A 19,300-nucleotide genomic window follows, 5' to 3' on the forward strand; every position below is an offset into this window, starting at 1 on the left:
TTACGCGCTACGGACTCTCTCGCCACGGATCACGGAAGGGAGCCCACGCGGAGGTCAATCAGAACTGCTGTGTATGCGTTCGTGAATTGTGAGCAGTACATGGTCGAATGCCGTGACGGTGCTCGGTTGTGCGGGTGGGACCTGCGGAAGGGCGCCGATGAGCGCCTCGGCCAGGTCGCGGAGCTTCACGTTGGTTTCCTGGGATCGCCAGGAGAGCACTTTGAATGCCTGCTCGGCGTTGATCGAGTACATGCGCATCAACACGCCCTTGGCCTGTTCGATCACCGCCCGGGACTCCACGACCTCGGGGAGCACCGCGTCGAGGGCTTCGCGTTCGGCACTGGCGAGCGTCTCATCCAGGGCGACGTAGTAGCCCGCCGTGCCCACCACGGCGTCGGTGGCGTCGAGGATGCGATCGGAGACCACGATGACGTGGTGCGTGTTTCCCTGGGTGTCGAGGAAGCGGTGGCGGCTCGAGAACGGGCGGCCTTCGGACACCGACCGGGTGATCTGCTCGGTGACCTGGTCGCGGTCGTCTGGATGTTTGTGCGCGAGAATAAGTTCGGTGGTCGGCTCGACTTCACCGGGGGCATAACCGTGCATACGGTAGACCTCCGGCGACCACTCCCAGCGCTGAGTGGCGAACCAGAACCGGAAGCTGCCGAATCCGGGCCCGCCCGCGCCCGCGAGGTGGTGCTGCGCCTGGCCGGTCGGATCGCGGGACTCCTCCACACTCCAAGTATGACTTGGCGCCGCGGTGAGTCGAAACTCAGCACGCGGCGCTTTCCATTCGTGTCGCTGTCCGGCTCAGCTCAGGTAGCGACGCGATCGCGGACCAGAACCTGGCACAACGACCTCGAGCAAAACGAGGATGATACGCACCGGTCGTCCGTCTCAGAGTTCCGGAGAGATCATGCTTGAACCTGCGGCCCCGAACGTCACGGATCAGGTGGCGGACGCGCCGAGGTGCGCATGTGCTGACGCGAGCGTCCGCCGCAGAACGCACTGCATTGCGGCAGAATGGCAATTGCTCTCATGCGCTTCGTGATCGACTGGCATCACAGCTCGACGAACGCGACATCCTGGTTGTCGGCCGGTGATGTAGTTCGGCAGCGCCGAGCCGGGGAACCGATCAGCACAGGGCTGGGTCCATCACTGCGAAGACCTCGGCCTCTTCCGCGGGGTCCTTGGTTGTGACCTTTTCGGATACATTGTCGTCGTCGCATTCGCCCTGTTCGCCGGGTTGCGGCGTGCCGGTATCGATGACCACCTGCCATGGCACCGGAGTACCGGGGGTCGGAGAGCAATCGACATCGACCGATGTCTCTCCCGTCAGCCGGGAACCGGATGACGTGACGCCGTTGAACTTCAGATTTATCGTGCGGCGCACGTTCGGCCGACTGCTCGGCGATTGCAGCCTGGGCCATTTGTGCGGCGAGACGGACACCTGTCGACTTCTACGGAACACGTCACCGCCCAGCGGCGACTGCGGCACGGCGATGCCGGACATCGCGCTACGGCATCGCCGGTTATTCGGAGCCGACTGCCATTCGGATGGCCAACGCACTTCGCTATCGCCGAGTCGACCGCGCGGCTCCGGTCGACACCGCGCCAGCCGAAGCCGCGCGCTGGACGGTTCTTCGCCGTGAAAGCGACACTGAGCGCCGCAACCTAACCTTCATTCGCCGGTGGTGACCATCGAACGTGTCGGCGCGCGGACGCGGCCGAGTATCCCGATCGGGACCAGGGATGCCGACTGTCTCTCGGCACGGGTGGACGACCGGCCGATGACAGTGCTTCCGGGGCGCGGACGCGTGCTCCGGCGCAGCTACCGTGTGGCCGCCGAGGTCGATGGCCGTGTGCTGACATCAGCCTTCGGTATCGGTGCCCGGCGGTGCCATTGATTGTCCTCGAGTTCGTCGGGGCATTCGGTTGAGCACCTTCACAAGGAACTCAGCCGAAGATCGGAGTTTCGGTGGTGTAGAGGAATCCGGTCTGCGTGCGATCGATGAACTGCTCCTCGTCCGCTGCGACGGTCGTGGTGTAGGTGTCGGAGGTGAACCAGCGGGCGGCGTCGGCGATGTCGTCGACCCATACCTCGGCGACACCGTCGTAGAAGACGCTGTGGACGCCGGGAATCTCGTCGTCGGTGGGCAGCAGCTGGACGTAACGCCGGACCGGGACTTCGCCGCCGGGCAGGCTCGCGATCAGCGGGGTGTGCTTGTTGGTCCAGTAGCCCACGAACTCGTCGTGGGTGAGGTCCGCACGCCGGGTCAGGAAGATGACAGCACGCTCCCCCGGCTGTCGAAACTGATGGACCGATTCGAGGCGCGCGGCTGGATCACCCGCCGAGTCGACCCGAGCGACGGCCGCTACACCCTCGCCACGCTGACCGAGGCCGGTCGGCAGAAGGTGGTCGACAGCGCGCCCGGACATGTCGCACAGGTGCGCCGTCTCGTTTTCGACCCGCTCACGGCCGCGCAACGCCGCCACCTCGGCGCCGCGCTGTCCCGCGTCGCCGAGACGGTGCGGCGGGAGATCGCCGGAAACTGAGTTTCCCGTCCACGAAAGTGCGGGGCTATCAGGCCGGCAAGCCGCTGGATTGAATCGATTTCGCGTGGGTACGGCGAGACTATGCGCTCGACCGATACCGGCTGGGGTAGCGACAAATCGATGTTCATCGGGTTCTTCTTGGTGATCACCGGCACCGCCGCCGCAGGATTGTTCCTGGTAGCCGCCGGACTCGCGTTACCGGTCCGGGCGGTCATCGCCGGCGTCGCGACGCTGGCGTTGTTGACCGGCGGCACGATCGTCCTTCTTCGAGTTCGGCGCCGACGCGGCGGACTACTCGATCCCGAGCCGACCCGCGAAGAGGTCGACGACTATCGCGAGGACTACCGCCGTTAGCCGTCGACGCGGCTTGCCACAGGACCCGGAGCTGCGACACGCTGGAGGATAGGCCGAGGCGCTCGCGGCCACTGATCGGCAGATTTCCGCGTCGGCGTGCAAGTGCGGTTTGCTCGTGTGACGAAGGCGCGTCTGCCGGATTTCAGGGCTGATGACGATGCGACGATGAGCCGGTGCTCGATTACAACAGCGAATCCGCCGACTACGACCGGACACGAGGCGGCGTGCCGCGGGCCCAGGCGGCCGCGTCAGCTCTCGATCAGTTGCTTCCTGCTCGCTCGGTGATCCTGGATCTCGCCACCGGAACCGGAATTGTCGCTGCTCAACTGGAAGCACTGGGGCACAGAGTGATTGGATTCGACACCTCCGTTGGGATGCTGGCACACGCGGCCGGTCGACTGCCCGGGCGTGTGATGCGTGCGGACGCCGCCGCGCTGCCGGTAACCGACGGCAGTGTGGACGTGGTCACCGCAATCTGGTTGCTGCACTTGCTCACTGATGCCGAGCCTGTTCTCACCGAGGTGGCTCGGGTGCTACGGCCCGGCGGGCTGTTCCTCACCACGGTCGACAAACACGCTGCTTCCCATGCGCCCCAAGGCATGTCGGAGGATAGTCCACGCGCCGACGGTTGCGCGCGGCTCACCGCGGTAGGCGCACGCCACCATCTGCATCTCGCCGCCGCGACATCCTTCGTGGGCTATGGACAAGCACGCTCTGGTGGTGCCGAACCTCGTTATCCGATCTTGGGTTTCCGACTGCAAGCCGGCTCGAGCGGTTAGGTATCCGCACGGTTCAGGACGGTTCCGGTGGGCGGCCGGCGATGCGGTCCTGTTCGGCGGCGGCTCGGTGTTCGGCGGCGGACTGGCGATGTTCGGTGGCGGACTGGCGGTGTTCGGGGCCGTCGAGGGAGGCGGCGGCGGTGTCGTGGACATCGGCGGCCCGCTCGTGGGCGTCGGCTGCGGACAGACGAGCGTGTCGGGCCTGGGCTTCGGCCCGAGCCGCATTGTCGGCGGACCGCTCGACTTGCGCACTGGTGCTGGGCCGACCGGTCGTGAGTTCAGCACGCCGGCCGATGAGTTCGCGGATCCGCCGCGCCGCCTCGGCGGCACGCTCGGCGGCGCGCCGCCTTGCGGAAGAAGCCATACATCAAGGCTAAACCGTTCGGACGAAGACGTGGAGGTATTCCCTGTTCAGCGCCGGAATGTCGCTTTCACGTCACCCAACCGTCTCCGGCTGACTCATCGGTCTGCCGATCCTGACTCCGTTGTCGAGCCGTGATCAGCTGGCTCCGTTGATAGATGAACTCACCGCGTACGGCGTGCTCGAGCCGCGTGCAGTTGCTCGTACCTCAGCGGCCGTCGGCGCGAAACCCCTCTGTCATAGTGGAACTCGGTCAGTCGGCGAAGCCTGGTCATAGTGTCAGGACGGTCGGCCCTCAGCACGCGAGCCTGGTCAGCGTTCAGCTGCTCGTAGTCCGAAACGATGCTCACCGTCTACGACACGGCCGAAAACCCAGTCCCCTCAGCGCTTTTGGCCCCCTCCGAGTTCACGCTCGCCCGTCTACCGAATGGGTTCGATTTCATGGGTGGCACTCGTCGATCGCTGTCGCGGTGTTCCGATCACCCCCGGATGCAATCAAGGTCAACTTCCTATTCGATGCCGTACTAGAACCGGATGGGTCGAGGAAACCTGCCGTGGCGGTTCATTTCGATCGGGGTCTGGCTGCGGATCGGCGGGTGGTGGGCAAGGGAGCGACGCGGGCAGCGGAAACACCGGCGAGCTATGCCCCGTCGCGCAGGGAGTGGACCATCTTCTGCAGGAGGCGGAACGCGGCCGCCCGCTCGTCCGCTGTCATGTCGGCCACCATTCTGACCTCGACGGACCGGACCGCCGCGGTCGCCTTCTCGAGGCTCCGTCGGCCGCGAGGCGTGAGTCGGGTGGGCAGCGCCTTGCCGACGGGCGCCTGGGCGGGCCTGGTCACGTAGCCGTCGCGTTCCAGAGCTTGGAGCAGCACGTTCATGGTCTGCCTGGTCACGAACGCGCCCCGCGCGAGCTCGGAGTTCGACAGGCCCGGTCGTTGCGCCAGCAACTCCAGGCAGGCGTAGTGCGTCACGCTCATCCCGAGCGGTCGCAGCACCTCCTCCATGGCCGCGCGCAGGGCGCTCGACGCCTCTTTCAGCAGGTAGCCCAAGGACGTCTCCAGGTCGACACCGACACCTTCTTGACTCATGTCAGTATTCTGACATACATTGGTGCGTGTCAGAAGACTGACACAACACGAAGGAGCAAACACCATGCCCGTCACCGGACCCGACTTCATCTCGCTGCAAGCGCGCGACCTCGACGCCTCGCAGGCGTTCTACGAGCAGTACCTCGGCCTGGTCCGCTCGCAGGCCGGACCGCCGCACGCCGTCGTCTTCGAGACCGAGCCGATCGCGTTCGCACTGCGCGACGTCGTTCCCGGCACCGATCTCGACTCCGTCGCCCAACCCGGCATCGGCGCCGCGATCTGGCTGCACGCCACCGACGTTCAGGCCATTCACGACGCCCTGGTCGCCGACGGACACACCATCGTCGCCGAACCGATCGACGGCCCCTTCGGCCGGACGTTCACCTTCGCCGACCCCGACGGCTATCGGATCACGCTCCACGACCGCGCCTGACGCCACCGACTTCAAGAGCCATCAACGCGGAGGCGTCCCTTGACGTGGTCGCTCGGGGGGCTACTTCCGCGTGGCGCGACAGCCGGTGCGCGCCCGACCCACCATCCCGCACGGGCAATCGACGCCGACTTTCACCAGGACCGCCTCGCCGACGCATTCGACGCCACGTCACGGCACGTAAGCGAGGCGCCCTGCCGAAAGCAGCACACCATCTCGCCCGAATTCCGAAGCCGCCCTACATGTTTGGACCAGGACGAGCCGGACCGCCCCTCAGGTGACACACACTATAGTAGGCGGTATCGTTCAGTTTACTAAACCGCCGAACGCAGCAACCCCTGCCGAACAACCCGCGACGCCCTCCCGGTCGAGGAGCCTCGGCAGCTGCACGTCGGTCTCGCCGACAGAGGAAGGCCCGCATGACCCCGAGCGACCCGTACCAGCGCCTCATCGATTTCCTCGATGCCGGAGAGGCGAGCTACCGGCTGATCGACCACGAGCCGGAGGGTCGCACAGACCTGGTGAGCTCCCTGCGCGGGAACGCTGTCCACGATGCGGCGAAATGCATGGTGGTGATGGTGAAGATCGGGAAGAAGACGAAGAAGTACGTGCTCGCCGTGGTGCCCGGCGACGCGAAGGTCGATCTCACGGCAGTGCGAAATCTCTTCGGCGGCACCTATGTTTCCTTCGCCACGCCCGAGATCGCCGAGAATCTGTCCGGCTCGGTGGCGGGCACCATCCTGCCCTTCTCGTTCCATCCGGACCTCGAGCTCATCGCCGACCCCAGCATCAAGGAAATTCCGGAACTGTACTTCAACGCCGCCCGTCTCGACCGCTCGATGGCGTTGCGCACCAGCGACTATCTGACATTGGCGCAGCCGCGCACGGAAGAGATCGCCCTGTACGAGTCGGCTCCTGACCCGCGTGCGGACTGAGCACTCAGGGCACCCGGCCCACACCCGGGTGCGTTAGGTTGGGCCGACCTGAACCCATCCAGCGAACGGTGAGCCGATGTCCGATCCAGCAGACAGCACCCAGCTGGCAGGAGCCGCGGCGGCCATCGGCGCGCAGATCCGCAGGATGCGCGAGGCGCGCGGCATGTCGGCGGCCGAACTCGCCCGGCAGGCCGGGATCAGCAAGGCGACGCTGTCGACCTTGGAGTCCGGCGGTGGCAACCCCCGCATCGACACTCTCTCCGCCATCGCCGTGGCGCTGCGGTTGCCGCTCGGCGACCTCATCGTCGCGACGGCGCCCGCCCGCGCCGTGGTTCGCCACGGCACGCCCGAACCGGACTACAGCAAACAGGAACTGCTCCAGCGCGTCGGCGCGGGAGTGCATGTCGAGGTGTGGCGACTCCGAATTCGCCACGCGGGCAACCGGATCGATAGCCCGGCGCACACCGTCGGCACGGTCGAGCACTTGCACCTGGCCAAAGGCGGCCTGCGGGTGGGCACCGTCGACGCCCCGAGCGAGGTGTCCGCCGGCGATTTCGTGGTCTTCGGCGCCGATGTGCCGCACTTCTACGAGGCGACGACGGATGATGTGGAGGCCGTGCTGGTCATGACCTATCCGGTGTCCGGCTGGTAGATCGCCCAGGTGCGCAGCGCCCCAACCACTTTGCCGACTCGGCTCGGAACCCCGTTCTGCGCTCGAGGTCACGGTGGCACGGACCACAGAGCCGATCAGCCACCTGAATGCTTGGGAAACAACAGAACGGTTACCCCGGGGGAAAGATCAGGGAGGTTACCGATGCCCGTCAAGTTCCGCCAGCGTAAGTCCTTCGGCCCGTTGAAGTTCAACTTCACGCAATCGGGCCTCTCCTCGTGGGGCCTCAAAATCGGCCCCTGGACGTGGAACTCACGTACCAGGAAGAACAGCGTCGACCTCCCGGGTCCACTGAGCTGGCGTCAGCGCTGATAGCTGGTCACGACTGCCGCCGCCCGAGCCGAGACAGCAGTCGGGACATCGAAGAGCCGCGCCCGTCGGGCGCCAGCCACTGGACGATTGCGTCCACTACCGCCGGGTCGACATGCTGCGGCACTTCATAATCCGCCGGAGCCGACGGTCCCCTACCCGGAAAGAACATGTGGTCGTCGTCGGCGAAAACCTGAATCGTCGCGTCCGTCTTACCGTCCAGGGCCACCCGCCATGCGGGCAGGTCGTCGGCCTCGGTGACCTGATAGTCGCGGCCGCCCTGCAGTACCAGGATCGGCCGGTCCAGGGCTGCGGCGGTGGCTACTTGATCGAACTGGCGCAGGTCGAGCCAGTAGGAGGCGGGCCAGCCGAAAAGCAGTTCAGCGCCCGGAGTTTCGGGCGAGAGCGCAGGATCTTCGGTGCGGGCGATCGCCACGGCCGCCTGCGTGAGGATCGAGCCCATACCGGCGGCCGGGTCGAGTTCGGCGATGTAGTGGAAGACGCGCGCCGCGGCGCGCGGCAGCGGGACCGTGTCCGCGGCCAGCATCACCACCCCGGCGACGGCGGGCTCGGCGGCCGCGACACGAACCGCGGCCTTACCGCCGCCGCTGTGGCCCGCCACGACGACGCGGGTGGGATCGACCCCGCCCTGCTCCTGTAGAAACCGCACGGCCGCAGTCACATTGGGCAGATACTCCTCGACCATGGTGAAGCCGGGTTCGTGCTGCAGCTGGGTGTGCACATGAGTCACCTTGTCGAAGCGCAGCACGGCGACGCCGCGGCTGGCCAAGCCCCACGCGAGGTCCTTGAACGGCTTGTTCGGCCCCACGGTGACATCCCGGTCGTTGGCTCCCGACGAGATCAGCACCACCGCCGGCACGCCGCGCGCGCCCCGCGGCAGGGTGAGCGTGCCCGGCACTGTGAGCGGTCCACATTCCAGGGTGATCTCCTGTTCGACGAACCGCCGTGGCTCGACGTAAGGCGGTGGAGCCCAGGTTGATTCGACCGGCGCGAGACGCAGGCCGTGCAGCCGACCGGTCGCGTCGACGGCGAGCCGCACCTCGAAGCCGCCGCTCTCACCGTGCACCGGCACGATCGCTCGGGTGAGGTCGCCGTCGATCGGCGTGGCGATCACCTCCCCCAGCGTGCGGATGGCGCCGGTCTTGGCGATCGCCCCGGCCCACCCGGTCCGGACCGTCTCGGCGGACACCGCCGCGGCCAGAGCGGGCGCGAACAACTGCTCGACCTGATCGAATCGCCCATCGCGCAGCATTTCCACCACGGTGGCCGCCACCACCGCCGGATCAATCTGTGTAGTCACCCGGGACAACCTTTCTCGTAGTATGAGAACGGTATCAACACATGAGAACATTGGGAAGTGGATGCTTTAGAGCTGGTCGCCCACCCTGCCCGCCTGCGGATCGTGCATGCGCTGCGCGGCGGCCGCACGCTGACCACCGCCGAGCTGTGTGCCCTGTTGCCCGGGGTGTCCAAGGCGATGGTCTACCGGCATGTCGAGGCCTTGGCCGCGGCCGGAATCTTGGAGGTCGCACAGGAACGACGAGTGCGCGGCGCCGTCGAACGGCAGTACCGGCTGCGCGCAGGCCGGGCGACCATCGGCGCGGAGGAGGCGGCAGCGGCCACGGTCGAGGATCATCGGCGGGTCTTCGTCACGGCGATGGCGGTGCTGATCTCGGAATTCACGTCCTACCTCGACCACGAGAACGCCGATCCCGCAGGCGATCTCGTCGGTTACCGGCAGCATGCGCTGTGGCTCGATCGTGCGGAGCTGGAGGAACTCATCATGGAGTTGCGCCGGGTGATCCTGCCGCGACTGGACAATGAACCCGCTCCCGGCCGCGGGCGATATCTGCTCAGCCCCATCCTGTTTCCGGTCGAGGAGGCACCGTGAACGCGGAAGGCATCGCAACCCGGGAACGTCGCGCGGAGTAGCGCCGACAGTCGCCCTTCCACGCCGGCCGCTCGGCAGCGATCAGCTACTGAGCCATTCGCCAGGCAGCGTGAGTGAGCCGCCTACCTCGTACTGCCCGTCGCCGTGACATCACGCCGCCGCTCCGTGCCGTGCCGTAGCCGGACACCGGAAAGCCTTGCGGCTCGGCGCTTCAACGGGAAGTAGGTGTTGACGTACTCAAATGCCGGCGAGGTCGGCGAGGTCGGCCATCTTGGGGCTCAGCAGCCGGTTGTCGTGGCGGAGGATCTGTTGGAGCGACATGTGGGCGTCGTGGTCGTAGCGCAGGTTCTCGGCGCACGCTTCCGCGGCTTGGGTGAGGGCGAAAGCGGCGGAGACGATCTCGCGGCGACCGACGTAAGCCGCCGCTAGGACGGTGAAGTACCGCGCGCGTTGGCCGACGGGAAGCTTGTCCAACGCGTCGATCTCCGGTGCGACGGTGATCACCGTGTCGAAATCGTTACAGCGATAAGCGATCTCCATGCGGGCAAGCCCGATCTCGCAGTGGCCGAAGCCGATTCCGAGCACCCTGCGGTCGGGGCCGACCTCGTAGGCCAGCTGTTGCGCGGCGGCGAGCAACCGCGTGGACTCCGCCGGTGTGGCCGCGGCTCCGCGGGCGGCCATCAGAGTCAGCGCACCGTAGAGCACGAGTTCATCAGGGTCCGCATGGGCGGCGATGTCCTCGACGGCCGCCAGCGCGACTGCGCGGCAACGCTTTCCCTGGTCGAGGTGCAGCAGAGCGGCGGCCCAGTGCCAGCCGCCCGCCGCCCGCCAGGTGGGGCGGTCGAGATGGTGGGCGATGCTCAACGCGCGATCGGCGGCGAAGGCCGCGAGGTAATGATCGCCCACGCAGGTGAGCACCTCGCGGCAGAGGTGATACAGCCGGGCGAGCGCGTGGCCGGTCTCGGGTCGTTCGTTTTGCCAGTACGCCGACCGGCACATGATGAGCGGTTTCGGAAGCCGTTGCGACAGTAGGGTATAGCGCTGCGCGGACTCGGCCCAGATCTCCTCGCAACTCAGCACCTCCGCGTGCAACCACTGTTCGAGACAGTGGTCGATGACCGGAATGTCCGCATTATGGGCCGGATGATTCAGAAGTACCGGCTCGAGATATCCGATCAGACGATCGGCGGGATCGGCGGGTTCCGGGACATCGGGAACCGGAGATTCGATGAGGTCGCGATAGTCTTCGAGCTGAAGCACCTCAGTCAACCGCAGAATGGCTTGCACGCTGTCCAGGCGCAACTTGCCTGTCTCTATGAGCCTGAGCCACTCCTCGCTGCGGCCGACCAGGTTCGCCACCACGCGCCGGGGTAATCGTTGCCGGCGACGCGACAACTCGATACGCTCCCCGACTTTCAAAGCGTGCCGTTTCGTGACACGTTCCAGATGCATCATACTCTCCAGTTCACGGAGCGAGTAACCGCGTCTCGAGCGACGCGTATCTGCAATTCCCTGACTCGATGGTTACAGATGTTCGGTGTCGATCGGGACCGAATGCGATATGCCAGAGGGCATTTCATCGCCCGTGCAGATGCACTTACCGATGCGATCGCAAACACGCTGGCCCGCATCTCGTTTGGACCGGCCGGGCGCCGATACCGGTTCGTGACGGTCGGTTTCGATATCGGACGGTACCCGGTCCAAAGTTTTTTGGACTGCGCGTCGAGGCCAGACTTGGCAAGCCGTACACACAATTTCCGTCGCCATGCTTGCCAAGCATCATTGCAACTACGGGCACGCGATGTGTTTAACGTCTTCTGAGTACGTCACCCGCATGGACCGCTGGTTCAAAAAGATGGTTCGCAATGTACACGGCCACCCGAGTCGCGCCCTTAACTGAAACGGTGCTCGATGATAAATGCTCATGCCCCGGCCGTCGCCGACGATCGCGCTGATAAAATCTTGTCCCGTGCTCGCACCCTCTGTCAGCCGCAACTGAAAATTGCGGTCGGCGCTTTGTCCGAACCTTTGCAGAGAATCGCTGGTTACCATATCGGGTGGTGCGACGAAGACGGTACCGCGCGCAGTCATCGGAGCGGGAAAGCGCTCCGCGCCGCGCTGACGTTATGCGTGTGCCAAGCCTGCGGAGGTTCGCCGACCGTCGCTTTGCCCGCCGCCGCGGCCGTTGAGTTGATACACAATTTCACCCTGGTCCACGACGATCTCATGGACACCGACGAAACCCGCCGAGGACGCCCGACGGTGTGGCGGGTGTGGGGAGCCGACGACGCGATCCTGCTGGGAGATGCGTTGCACGCCTTGGCTATCAGCGTCTTGGCCACCGGCCTGCCGGGCGGGCTCGTCCCGGAGGCTGTTTCCCGGCTCGCGGCCGCGTCGGCCGAGCTGTGCCGAGGTCAGCACGAAGACTTGGCGTTGGAGACCGACGCGAGCGCCGGGGTCGAGGAGTACCTCCAGATGGTCATGGGTAAGACGGGTGCGCTGATGGGGTGCGCCTGCGCGCTCGGCGGATTGTGTGCGGGAGCCGACGAGCCCACCGTTGCCGCGCTGGACGCCTACGGCCGCGAGCTCGGGGTCGCGTTCCAGTTCGTCGACGACATCATCGGCATCTGGGGCGACACGGCGGCGACCGGAAAGCCGGTGGGCAACGATCTCGCCCGGCACAAACGCAGCCTGCCGGTGATCATCGCGTTGCGCTCCGGCGGGTCGGCCGCGGCCGAGCTGGCCGAGATCTACCGTTCGCCCGAGCCGATGACCACCGCGAGGATCGACCGCGCGCGAACGCTGGTCGAGGCGGCGGGCGGGTTGGCTGCGGCACGTGCGCACGCCGCACGGCAAGCTCGAAAAGCTCTGGCGGCGTTGCCCTCTCACGTGGTCAGTACCGATCTGGAAATTTTGACCGACGCTGTGACGCATCGAGTTCGGTAATGGCCGGCCAGCAGCATGCTCGCGGCGTCGGGGTCGGCCGGGCACACGCCAAGGCCGTTCTGCTCGGCGAGCACGCCGTTGTCTACGGGCAGCCGGCCATCGCTGTTCCGTTGCGCGACTTGACGATCGAGGCGCTCGCCCGGCCCTGCCCGGCCGGAACCCCGGACCTCGCCCGCAGGCCCCTGACGGTCGGTCGGCGTCGGCCATCGCCCCAGGTCTCGTGTCCGGGCATCGCCGCCGACGCGGCCTTGCGCGAATGGGGATCGGCCACCGAACTCATCGAAATCGACCTGCACGGCCATATTCCGCAGAGTCGCGGTCTGGGCTCCAGTGCCGCGTGCGCGACGGCCACGGTGCGCGCCCTCGCGGACCTGTGCCGGCGAGCGATCGACGCCGAAGAGCTCTACCGCTTGGTGCAGCTCGGTGAGCAACACGCACACGGACGCGCGAGCGGTGTCGACGCGCGCGCGGTCTCGGCCGACGGCCCGATCTGGTTCCAGGCCGGCGCGGCACGAACGCTCCCGGTAGCCGGCGCGGTGTCGTTGATAGTGGCGGACTCCGGTGTCGCCGCGAGCACCCAGCAGGCGGTGGCCGTGGCGCGCGCACGGCTACAGAAACAGCCCGCGGCCGCGCGCCGCGTGCTCGATCGCGCCGCGACGCTCACCCGGGCCGCCGCCGAGGACCTCGCGCGGGGAGACGGACAAGCATTGGGCGACAAGCTGATTCAGTACCACGACCTGTTACGCGAGCTCGGCGTGAGTACCGACCGCATCGAGCGACTGATCGCGGCGGCGCTGGCCGCGGGCGCCTTCGGCGCCAAACTCACCGGCGGCGGTCTGGGCGGGTGCGTGCTGGCTGTCACCGGCCGCGACAGTGCCGCGGCGGTACGCGCGGCGTTCTCGGGCGCGGGCGCGGTGCGGACGTGGGCGACGACCGTCGGAGAGGAGTCCTGGTGAATCGCACCTTCGGAGAGTTCAGCGCCGTCGCGGTCGCGCATCCGAATATCGCGTTGCTCAAGTACTGGGGCAAGCGCGACAGGGAGTTCGTGCTTCCCGTGACCGGCAGCATCTCGATGACGTTGGATATCTTTCCGACGACGACGCGAGTGACATTGGTGCCGGGGACCTCCGCCGACAGAGTCACGCTAAACGGCCGCCCCGCCGACGACGAGACCTTCGCCCGCGTCTCGACCTTTCTCGATCTCGTCCGGGATCGAACCGACCGGACCGATCGCGCCATGGTCGACTCCGCCAATACCGCGCCCACGGGTGCCGGGCTCGCGTCCTCGTCCAGCGGGTTCGCCGCGCTGGCCGCCGCGGCCGCCGCGGCCTACAACCTGAAACTGAACGCACGAGACCTGTCGCGGCTCGCGCGGCGAGGTTCTGGCTCGGCGTGCCGATCGGTGTTCGACGGATTCGTCGAGTGGCACGCCGGAATCGGCTCGGGCCGGCACGGCGACAACAGCTCGTTCGCCGAGCCGATCGAAACGCCGAGGTGGAACCCGGCTTTGGCCATCGCACTGGTCGACACCGGGCCGAAGGCCATACCGAGCCGCACGGCCATGCAGGCCACCATCCAGAGTTCACCGCTGTATCTGGCGTGGGCGTTCTCTACGCTGCACGATCTGCCCGCCATGCGCGCCGCGATCCGCGACGGCGACCTCACCACGGTCGGCGCGATCGCCGAGAGCAACGCGCTGGGCATGCACGCGACGATGCTCGCGGCACGGCCATCGATCTGTTACCTGTCACCGCCCACCATCTCGATACTCCACCGCGTCACCGAGCTGCGCAAAGGCGGTGTGGCGGCCTACGCGACCATCGACGCGGGACCGAACGTCGCCGTGCTGTGCGACGTTTCAGCGGCCAGCCAGGTCCTGAAGGAGCTGGGCGACATCGACGGCGTGCTGGCTACCCATCTCGCGCGCCCAGGCCACGGCGTCCGCGTATACGACGGGAATGTCGCATGATCGCATGCCGAGCACCGGGAAAGCTCTACATAGCAGGGGAATACGCCGTCATCGAGCCCGGCTTCCCCGCGGTGCTGATAGCGGTCGATCGGTACACGACGGCACATGTCGCCGAGGCGGATGCGACCGCTGTGACATCAGACTTGTTCGGGGACAAGCTGATTTCGCTCGAGCGAGTCGACGGTCGGCTCGTGGCACCCACCTGCGACGGACTCGATTACGTCACCTCGGCCATCTGGGTGGTCGAGCGGCTGCTGACCGAACTCGGACATCCCGTGCGCCAATTTCGTCTGCGGCTCACCAGCGCACTGCACGACGGACGCGGGATGAAATACGGTCTGGGCTCCAGCGCCGCGGTCACCGTGGCGACGATCGCGGCGTTGGCGCGGTTCCACGGCCTCAGGCTCGAGCTGATGGATCGCTACCGGTTGGCGATGCTCGCGACGATCCGCGTGGCACCCGACTGCTCGGGCGGCGACGTCGCGGCCAGCACCTGGGGCGGCTGGATCAGTTACCGGGGACCGGATCGCGGCACGCTCAGTCGCAGGCTCCGCCGCGACGGCGTGGAGGTGTTGTTACGCGAAAACTGGCCGGGTCTGTCCGTAAAGGCCCTTCCGACACCGACATCCGCGCGGGTGGTCGCCGGTTGGACCGGACATCCCGCCACGACCCGAGCCGAGGCCGGCGTTATCGTCGGCGACGATTCGTGCGCCGGGTTCCGCGCGGCCAGTCGTGACTGCGTGGATCGGCTGAGCGCCGCGATCGAGGACGACGACCCGATGCGTATCCGAGAACAGCTGCGCCGAGCCCGTCTTCTGCTCGAAAAGCTCGACACCGCAACCGGTCTGGGGATCATGACCCCGGAGCTGGCCGGGTTGTGCGCGATAGCGGAAAGCGTCGGCGCGGTGGCCAAACCGTCCGGGGCCGGGGGCGGCGACTGCGGAATCGCGCTCGTCACCTCCGACGCTCAGCTCACACAGCTGCGTGACCGCTGGCGCGCGGGCGGTATCCAGCCGCTCCCCCTACACACCCACCCGACCGAACAGGACCAGCCATGACCGTCACACACATCGGCGAGACCGCGCAGGCGATGGTGCCGTTGCGGTGGGTCGGCCCGATCCGCATCACCGGCAACACCGTCGAGGAGGAGATCGAGGTCCCGCTGGCCACCTTCGAAAGCCCGCTGTGGCCCTCGGTCGGTCGCGGTGCGCGGGTCTCCATGGCGACCGAGGCCGGCGTGGTCGCCACGCTGATCGATGACCGCATGACGAGATCGATTCTGCTCGAGGCCGACAACGCCCTCACCGCCCACACCGCGGTCCAACGGCTTCGCGCCGAGTTCTCCCGGCTGCGCGAGGTGGCCGCAGCCAGCAGCCGCTTCTGCGTACTGATCGACATGCACTCGCAGATCACCGGAGACCTGCTGTTCCTGCGGTTCGCCTTCGAAACCGCGGACGCCGCCGGCCACAACATGACCACCCTCGCCGCCGAGCGACTGATGGACTACATCCTGCGCACGGTCCCCGGACTGCGCTACGCCTCGATATCGGGGAACTACTGCACCGACAAGAAGGCCGGCGCGGTCAACGGAATCCTCGGCCGCGGCAAGAATGTCGTGACCGAGCTGCTCGTCCCGGCCGCGCAGGTCGAGCGGCAGCTGCACACCACCGCCGCCCGGCTGGTCACGCTGAACGTCCGCAAGAACCTGATCGGGACATTGCTCGCGGGCGGAATCCGCACCGCCAACGCCCATTACGCGAACATGCTGCTCGCGTTCTACCTCGCGACCGGCCAAGACGCCGCCAATATCGTCGAGGGCTCCCAAGGCATCACCCACGCCGAGGACCGCGACGGCGACCTCTATTTCTCCTGCACCCTGCCGAACCTGGTCGTCGGAACCGTCGGCAACGCAAAAGATCTCGACTTCGTCCAGCAGACGCTGTCCCGACTCGGTTGCCACCGAGAGCAAGCGGCCGGAACCGACGCTCGCCGCCTCGCCGTCATCGTGGCGGCGACGGTCCTGTGCGGCGAATTGTCGCTGCTGGCAGCGCAAACCAACCCGGGTGAGTTGATGCGCGCACATCTACGACTCGAACGCCAGCACAACCGACAAGGATCGGACCGTCCATGAACACCAGCGCCGGCATTCACGACCTGTCCATCGCCACCACCGAGTATGTCCTCGAGCACACCCGGCTCGCCGCGCACATCGGCGTCGATCCGAGGAAATTCACCCACGGCATAGGCCAAGACGCCATGAGCATCCCCGCCGAGGACGAAGACATCGTCACCATGGCCGCTACGGCCGCGCGCCCCATCCTCGAACGCCACGGCACCGACGGCATCCGAACCGTATTGCTGGCCACCGAGACCGGCGTCGACGAGTCCAAAGCCGCAGCCCTGTATCTGCACCGGCTGATCGGTCTGCCCGACAACGCGCGCGTCATCGAACTCAAACAAGCCTGCTACTCCGCCACCGCCGCACTGCAATTCGCCGCCGCGCTCACCGCAGGCGACCCCGAACACCGCACCCTCGTGATCGCCGCCGACATCGCCCGCTACGACACCGGCTCCGCCGCCGAGGCCACCCAGGGCGCGGCAGCCGCGGCCATGCTCGTGACCGCCGACCCGGCGATCCTGCGGATCGAGCCGGTCTCGGGCCTGTACTCGGCCCACGTCATGGACTTCTGGCGGCCGACCTATCGACGCACCGCCGTCGTGGACGGAAAGTACTCGGTCACAGCCTATCTCGACGCGATCGAGCACGCATGGAACGACTATCACAAGCGCGCACACCGGGAACTGCCGGACTTCGCCGCCTTCTGCTACCACCAGCCCTTCACGAAGATGGCCTACAAGGCCCACCGCCATCTGCTCGAACGCAACGGCCAAACACCCGCACCAGAGCAGATCGAGCACGCGATCGGCGCCACCACCCGATACAACCGCCTCGTCGGCAACAGCTACACCGCCTCGCTGTATCTGGCGCTGACCGCACTGTTCGACCACGCCGACGACCTCACCGGCAAACCCATCGCACTGGTCAGCTACGGATCCGGCTGCGTCGCCGAATTCCTCTCCGCCACCGTAGTTCCCGGCTACCGGCGGCATCTGCGGACCCGCGCCAACCGCGAAGCGCTGTCCCGGCGCACCCCGATCACCTACGAGCACTACGCGCGACTCGCCCGAACCGCCCTACCCGAAGACGGCTCCGAATACCACACACCCCACCAGACCAGCGGGCCATACCGTTTCGCCGGAATCACCGGACATATCCGCTGTTACGAACCCAGGCGAGCGAACCTCCGCTCCGCCATGGACGCCGATACCTCGGCCGCCGCACAGGGCGCGCGCCCATGACGGTAGAACGAACACCCGCAGACGCGTACGCCGAAAGCGTTGTGCTCTTGGATGACTCGGGCCATGCACGCGGCGTCGCCGACAAGGTCGGCGTGCACACCGCGAAAACCCCACTGCACCTGGCTTTCTCGTGCTACGTGTTCGACACCACGAGTCGATTCCTGTTGACTCGGCGTGCCTGGTCGAAGAAGACGTGGCCCGGCGTGTGGACCAACAGCTGTTGCGGACACCCCGCCCTGGGTGAGGCACTTCCGGATACGGTGCGTCGCCGCCTGGATACCGAACTCGGACTGCGCCCGATCGCCCTCGATCTGATCCTCCCGACGTTCCGATACCGTGCCGAAATGACCGACGGGACAGTGGAAAATGAGATGTGCCCGGTTTATCGGGCCATCGTCACCGACGACCCCGACCCGAATCCGACGGAAGTAGCGCAGGCACGCTGGATAGCGTGGCATGAATTCCGGCGTGCCGTGAGATCAGCGCGCCTGCACCCGGTCTCCCCCTGGTGCCTCGAACAACTCACCGCACTGGACGATCTCGGCACGGAACCGCCGGACTGGCCGGCAGCCGACACCCGTCGGCTCCCACCGGCCGCACGGCAATCCTGACCATCGCCGGAGGCCAGTGTCGTTTCCAAGAGCCGGCCAGGCGAAGGTGAGGCACCCACCCCGCGGCGCGAGGGGACGGCCTGCAGTGCCACGGTCGGCGTCCGCTACGCATTCTGCGGCACGTACAGCGCGCCCAAGCAAGCCCTCGGCTGGCGGGCTCGCGCGCCTGTGTGCAGTCTGCCTATCGTGCAGATGTACTCGGATTCGGCAGGAGAGGTAGCGATGGCATCGCACGCGGGTTTCGCTGGACGGACTTATGTGATCACCGGATCGGCTTCGGGGATCGGGGCGGCGACGGCGGCGCTGCTGCGCGAGCGCGGCGCGAAGGTCATCGGGTGTGATCTCGTCGAGGCGGAGATTCAGGCGGACCTGTCCTCGACCGCCGGCCGAAGGTCGCTGATCGATCAGGTCGAGGCGTACGGCTCGATCGATGGCGTGCTGGCCATCGCGGGAGGCGGCAAAACCGGTCTGCTGGAGACGAATTACTTCGGTGCGGTCGCGACGCTGACGGGGCTTCGGCCGTTGCTGGCGCGCAGTCCCGCGCCGCGGGCGGTAGCCGTCTCGTCGACGGCCTCGCTCGCGCCGACCGATGAACGAATCGTGCAGGCGTGCCTGGACGGCGACGAGGCCGCCGCCGTCGCCTATCTCGACGCCGACCCGTCGGCCGGTGGAGCGACGGGCGGCTACGGGATCGCCAAGCGCGCGTTGAATCGTTGGGTGCGCAGGGTCGCCCCGACCCCGGAATGGGCCGGTTCGGGAATTGCCCTCAACATCGTCGCGCCGGGCGTAGTCGACACACCCGCGGCCGCGAACATCCTCAACGACAACGATATTCGCGCAACCGTTGAAGCCGTTGCGCCGCAACCGTTCGGCGGCTTCCCCGGCAAGCCGGAGTGGGTGGCCGAACTCATCTGCTGGCTGGCAAGCGCAGACAACCGCTTCGTCACCGGCCAGATCATCTTCGCCGACGGCGGCTCGGAAGCGCTGGCGCTCGGCGACATCCACTGGCGATGAACGCCGC

General features: G+C 66.9%; 23 protein-coding genes. 16 read left to right on the top strand and 7 right to left on the bottom strand.

Translation table 11 applies throughout. The features are described 5' to 3' along the window. Positions 1–54 precede the first annotated feature (54 nt). From ON39_RS43050 to ON39_RS51085, 3 genes are all read right to left on the bottom strand, one after another. On the bottom strand, positions 55–732 hold the full coding sequence (locus ON39_RS43050) for a PAS and ANTAR domain-containing protein (protein WP_040742851.1): 678 nt from the start codon (positions 730–732) through the stop codon (positions 55–57). A 400-nt stretch (positions 733–1,132) separates the two neighbouring features. Continuing rightward, entirely contained in the window at positions 1,133–1,510 is a 378-nt protein-coding gene (locus ON39_RS43055) for a hypothetical protein (protein WP_040742852.1), read from the bottom strand. 443 nt (positions 1,511–1,953) lie between these two features. Continuing rightward, positions 1,954–2,241, bottom strand: coding sequence for an EthD domain-containing protein (locus ON39_RS51085; protein ID WP_051187851.1), 288 nt, complete (start codon positions 2,239–2,241; stop codon positions 1,954–1,956). 9 nt (positions 2,242–2,250) lie between these two features. On the opposite strand from ON39_RS51085, the gene ON39_RS51090 reads away from it, so the two are divergent. The 3 genes from ON39_RS51090 to ON39_RS43075 all read left to right on the top strand — a co-directional run bounded on the left by ON39_RS51090 (position 2,251) and on the right by ON39_RS43075 (position 3,686). After that, entirely contained in the window at positions 2,251–2,553 is a 303-nt protein-coding gene (locus ON39_RS51090) for a MarR family winged helix-turn-helix transcriptional regulator (protein ID WP_246003030.1), read from the top strand. 81 nt (positions 2,554–2,634) lie between these two features. Continuing rightward, a complete protein-coding gene (locus ON39_RS43070) occupies positions 2,635–2,907 on the top strand; it encodes a hypothetical protein (RefSeq protein ID WP_040742854.1) in 273 nt (90 codons plus the stop codon). A gap of 173 nt (positions 2,908–3,080) precedes the next feature. Beyond that, a complete protein-coding gene (locus ON39_RS43075) occupies positions 3,081–3,686 on the top strand; it encodes a class I SAM-dependent methyltransferase (protein WP_051187852.1) in 606 nt (201 codons plus the stop codon). 13 nt (positions 3,687–3,699) lie between these two features. On the opposite strand, the gene ON39_RS43080 is transcribed toward ON39_RS43075, so the two are convergent. Next, positions 3,700–4,050: a hypothetical protein gene (locus ON39_RS43080; RefSeq protein WP_040742855.1), complete on the bottom strand. Its 351-nt coding sequence runs from the start codon at positions 4,048–4,050 to the stop codon at positions 3,700–3,702. A 637-nt stretch (positions 4,051–4,687) separates the two neighbouring features. Next, positions 4,688–5,137, bottom strand: a complete 450-nt coding sequence (locus tag ON39_RS43085; RefSeq protein ID WP_040742856.1) for a MarR family winged helix-turn-helix transcriptional regulator — start codon at positions 5,135–5,137, stop codon at positions 4,688–4,690. A 64-nt stretch (positions 5,138–5,201) separates the two neighbouring features. On the opposite strand from ON39_RS43085, the gene ON39_RS43090 reads away from it, so the two are divergent. The 4 genes from ON39_RS43090 (at position 5,202) to ON39_RS47995 (ending at position 7,484) form a co-directional block, all read left to right on the top strand. Continuing rightward, positions 5,202–5,570, top strand: coding sequence for a VOC family protein (locus ON39_RS43090; protein WP_040742857.1), 369 nt, complete (start codon positions 5,202–5,204; stop codon positions 5,568–5,570). A 416-nt stretch (positions 5,571–5,986) separates the two neighbouring features. Next, complete coding sequence (locus ON39_RS43095) at positions 5,987–6,502, top strand: YbaK/EbsC family protein (RefSeq protein ID WP_040742858.1); 516 nt, start codon at positions 5,987–5,989, stop codon at positions 6,500–6,502. Between the two features lie 76 nt (positions 6,503–6,578). Further along, positions 6,579–7,154, top strand: coding sequence for a helix-turn-helix domain-containing protein (locus ON39_RS43100; RefSeq protein ID WP_040742859.1), 576 nt, complete (start codon positions 6,579–6,581; stop codon positions 7,152–7,154). Positions 7,155–7,316: 162 nt separating this feature from the next. Continuing rightward, the gene (locus ON39_RS47995; RefSeq protein WP_083895062.1) at positions 7,317–7,484 is read left to right on the top strand and encodes a DUF4236 domain-containing protein; all 168 of its coding nucleotides are present in this window, start codon (positions 7,317–7,319) and stop codon (positions 7,482–7,484) included. Positions 7,485–7,491: 7 nt separating this feature from the next. On the opposite strand, the gene ON39_RS43105 is transcribed toward ON39_RS47995, so the two are convergent. Next, complete coding sequence (locus tag ON39_RS43105) at positions 7,492–8,802, bottom strand: alpha/beta hydrolase (RefSeq protein ID WP_040742861.1); 1,311 nt, start codon at positions 8,800–8,802, stop codon at positions 7,492–7,494. 57 nt (positions 8,803–8,859) lie between these two features. Between ON39_RS43105 and ON39_RS43110 the strand changes: the two genes are divergently transcribed. Then, positions 8,860–9,393, top strand: coding sequence for a helix-turn-helix domain-containing protein (locus tag ON39_RS43110; protein ID WP_040742862.1), 534 nt, complete (start codon positions 8,860–8,862; stop codon positions 9,391–9,393). Positions 9,394–9,630: 237 nt separating this feature from the next. Here the strand turns inward: ON39_RS43110 and ON39_RS43115 are convergent, their stop codons facing one another. Further along, positions 9,631–10,848, bottom strand: a complete 1,218-nt coding sequence (locus ON39_RS43115; RefSeq protein ID WP_110293730.1) for a helix-turn-helix domain-containing protein — start codon at positions 10,846–10,848, stop codon at positions 9,631–9,633. A 456-nt stretch (positions 10,849–11,304) separates the two neighbouring features. Here ON39_RS43115 and ON39_RS43120 point away from each other — a divergent pair, with 456 nt between their 5' ends. From ON39_RS43120 to ON39_RS43155, 8 genes are all read left to right on the top strand, one after another. Further along, positions 11,305–12,339 carry a polyprenyl synthetase family protein gene (locus tag ON39_RS43120; protein WP_051187853.1) on the top strand — a complete coding sequence of 345 codons (1,035 nt, stop codon included), beginning with the start codon at positions 11,305–11,307 and terminating at the stop codon, positions 12,337–12,339. Then, positions 12,339–13,295, top strand: coding sequence for a mevalonate kinase (gene mvk / locus ON39_RS43125; protein WP_051187854.1), 957 nt, complete (start codon positions 12,339–12,341; stop codon positions 13,293–13,295). Before ON39_RS43120 ends, mvk begins: the two co-directional genes overlap by 1 nt. Then, on the top strand, positions 13,292–14,308 hold the full coding sequence (mvaD, locus tag ON39_RS43130; protein ID WP_040742865.1) for a diphosphomevalonate decarboxylase: 1,017 nt from the start codon (positions 13,292–13,294) through the stop codon (positions 14,306–14,308). Before mvk ends, mvaD begins: the two co-directional genes overlap by 4 nt. Further along, a complete protein-coding gene (locus ON39_RS43135; protein WP_040742866.1) occupies positions 14,305–15,366 on the top strand; it encodes a phosphomevalonate kinase in 1,062 nt (353 codons plus the stop codon). Before mvaD ends, ON39_RS43135 begins: the two co-directional genes overlap by 4 nt. Continuing rightward, complete coding sequence (locus tag ON39_RS43140; RefSeq protein ID WP_110293729.1) at positions 15,363–16,439, top strand: hydroxymethylglutaryl-coenzyme A reductase family protein; 1,077 nt, start codon at positions 15,363–15,365, stop codon at positions 16,437–16,439. Before ON39_RS43135 ends, ON39_RS43140 begins: the two co-directional genes overlap by 4 nt. Then, positions 16,436–17,668, top strand: coding sequence for a hydroxymethylglutaryl-CoA synthase (locus tag ON39_RS43145; protein WP_051187855.1), 1,233 nt, complete (start codon positions 16,436–16,438; stop codon positions 17,666–17,668). Before ON39_RS43140 ends, ON39_RS43145 begins: the two co-directional genes overlap by 4 nt. After that, positions 17,665–18,279, top strand: a complete 615-nt coding sequence (gene idi, locus ON39_RS43150) for an isopentenyl-diphosphate Delta-isomerase (protein ID WP_040742867.1) — start codon at positions 17,665–17,667, stop codon at positions 18,277–18,279. The genes ON39_RS43145 and idi overlap by 4 nt, the downstream gene beginning before the upstream one ends. Positions 18,280–18,501: 222 nt before the next feature. Beyond that, entirely contained in the window at positions 18,502–19,293 is a 792-nt protein-coding gene (locus ON39_RS43155) for an SDR family oxidoreductase (protein WP_246003029.1), read from the top strand. Positions 19,294–19,300 lie beyond the last annotated feature (7 nt).

Origin of the sequence: Nocardia tenerifensis NBRC 101015, assembly GCF_000308715.1 — a bacterium.
Taxonomy (GTDB): domain Bacteria; phylum Actinomycetota; class Actinomycetes; order Mycobacteriales; family Mycobacteriaceae; genus Nocardia; species Nocardia tenerifensis.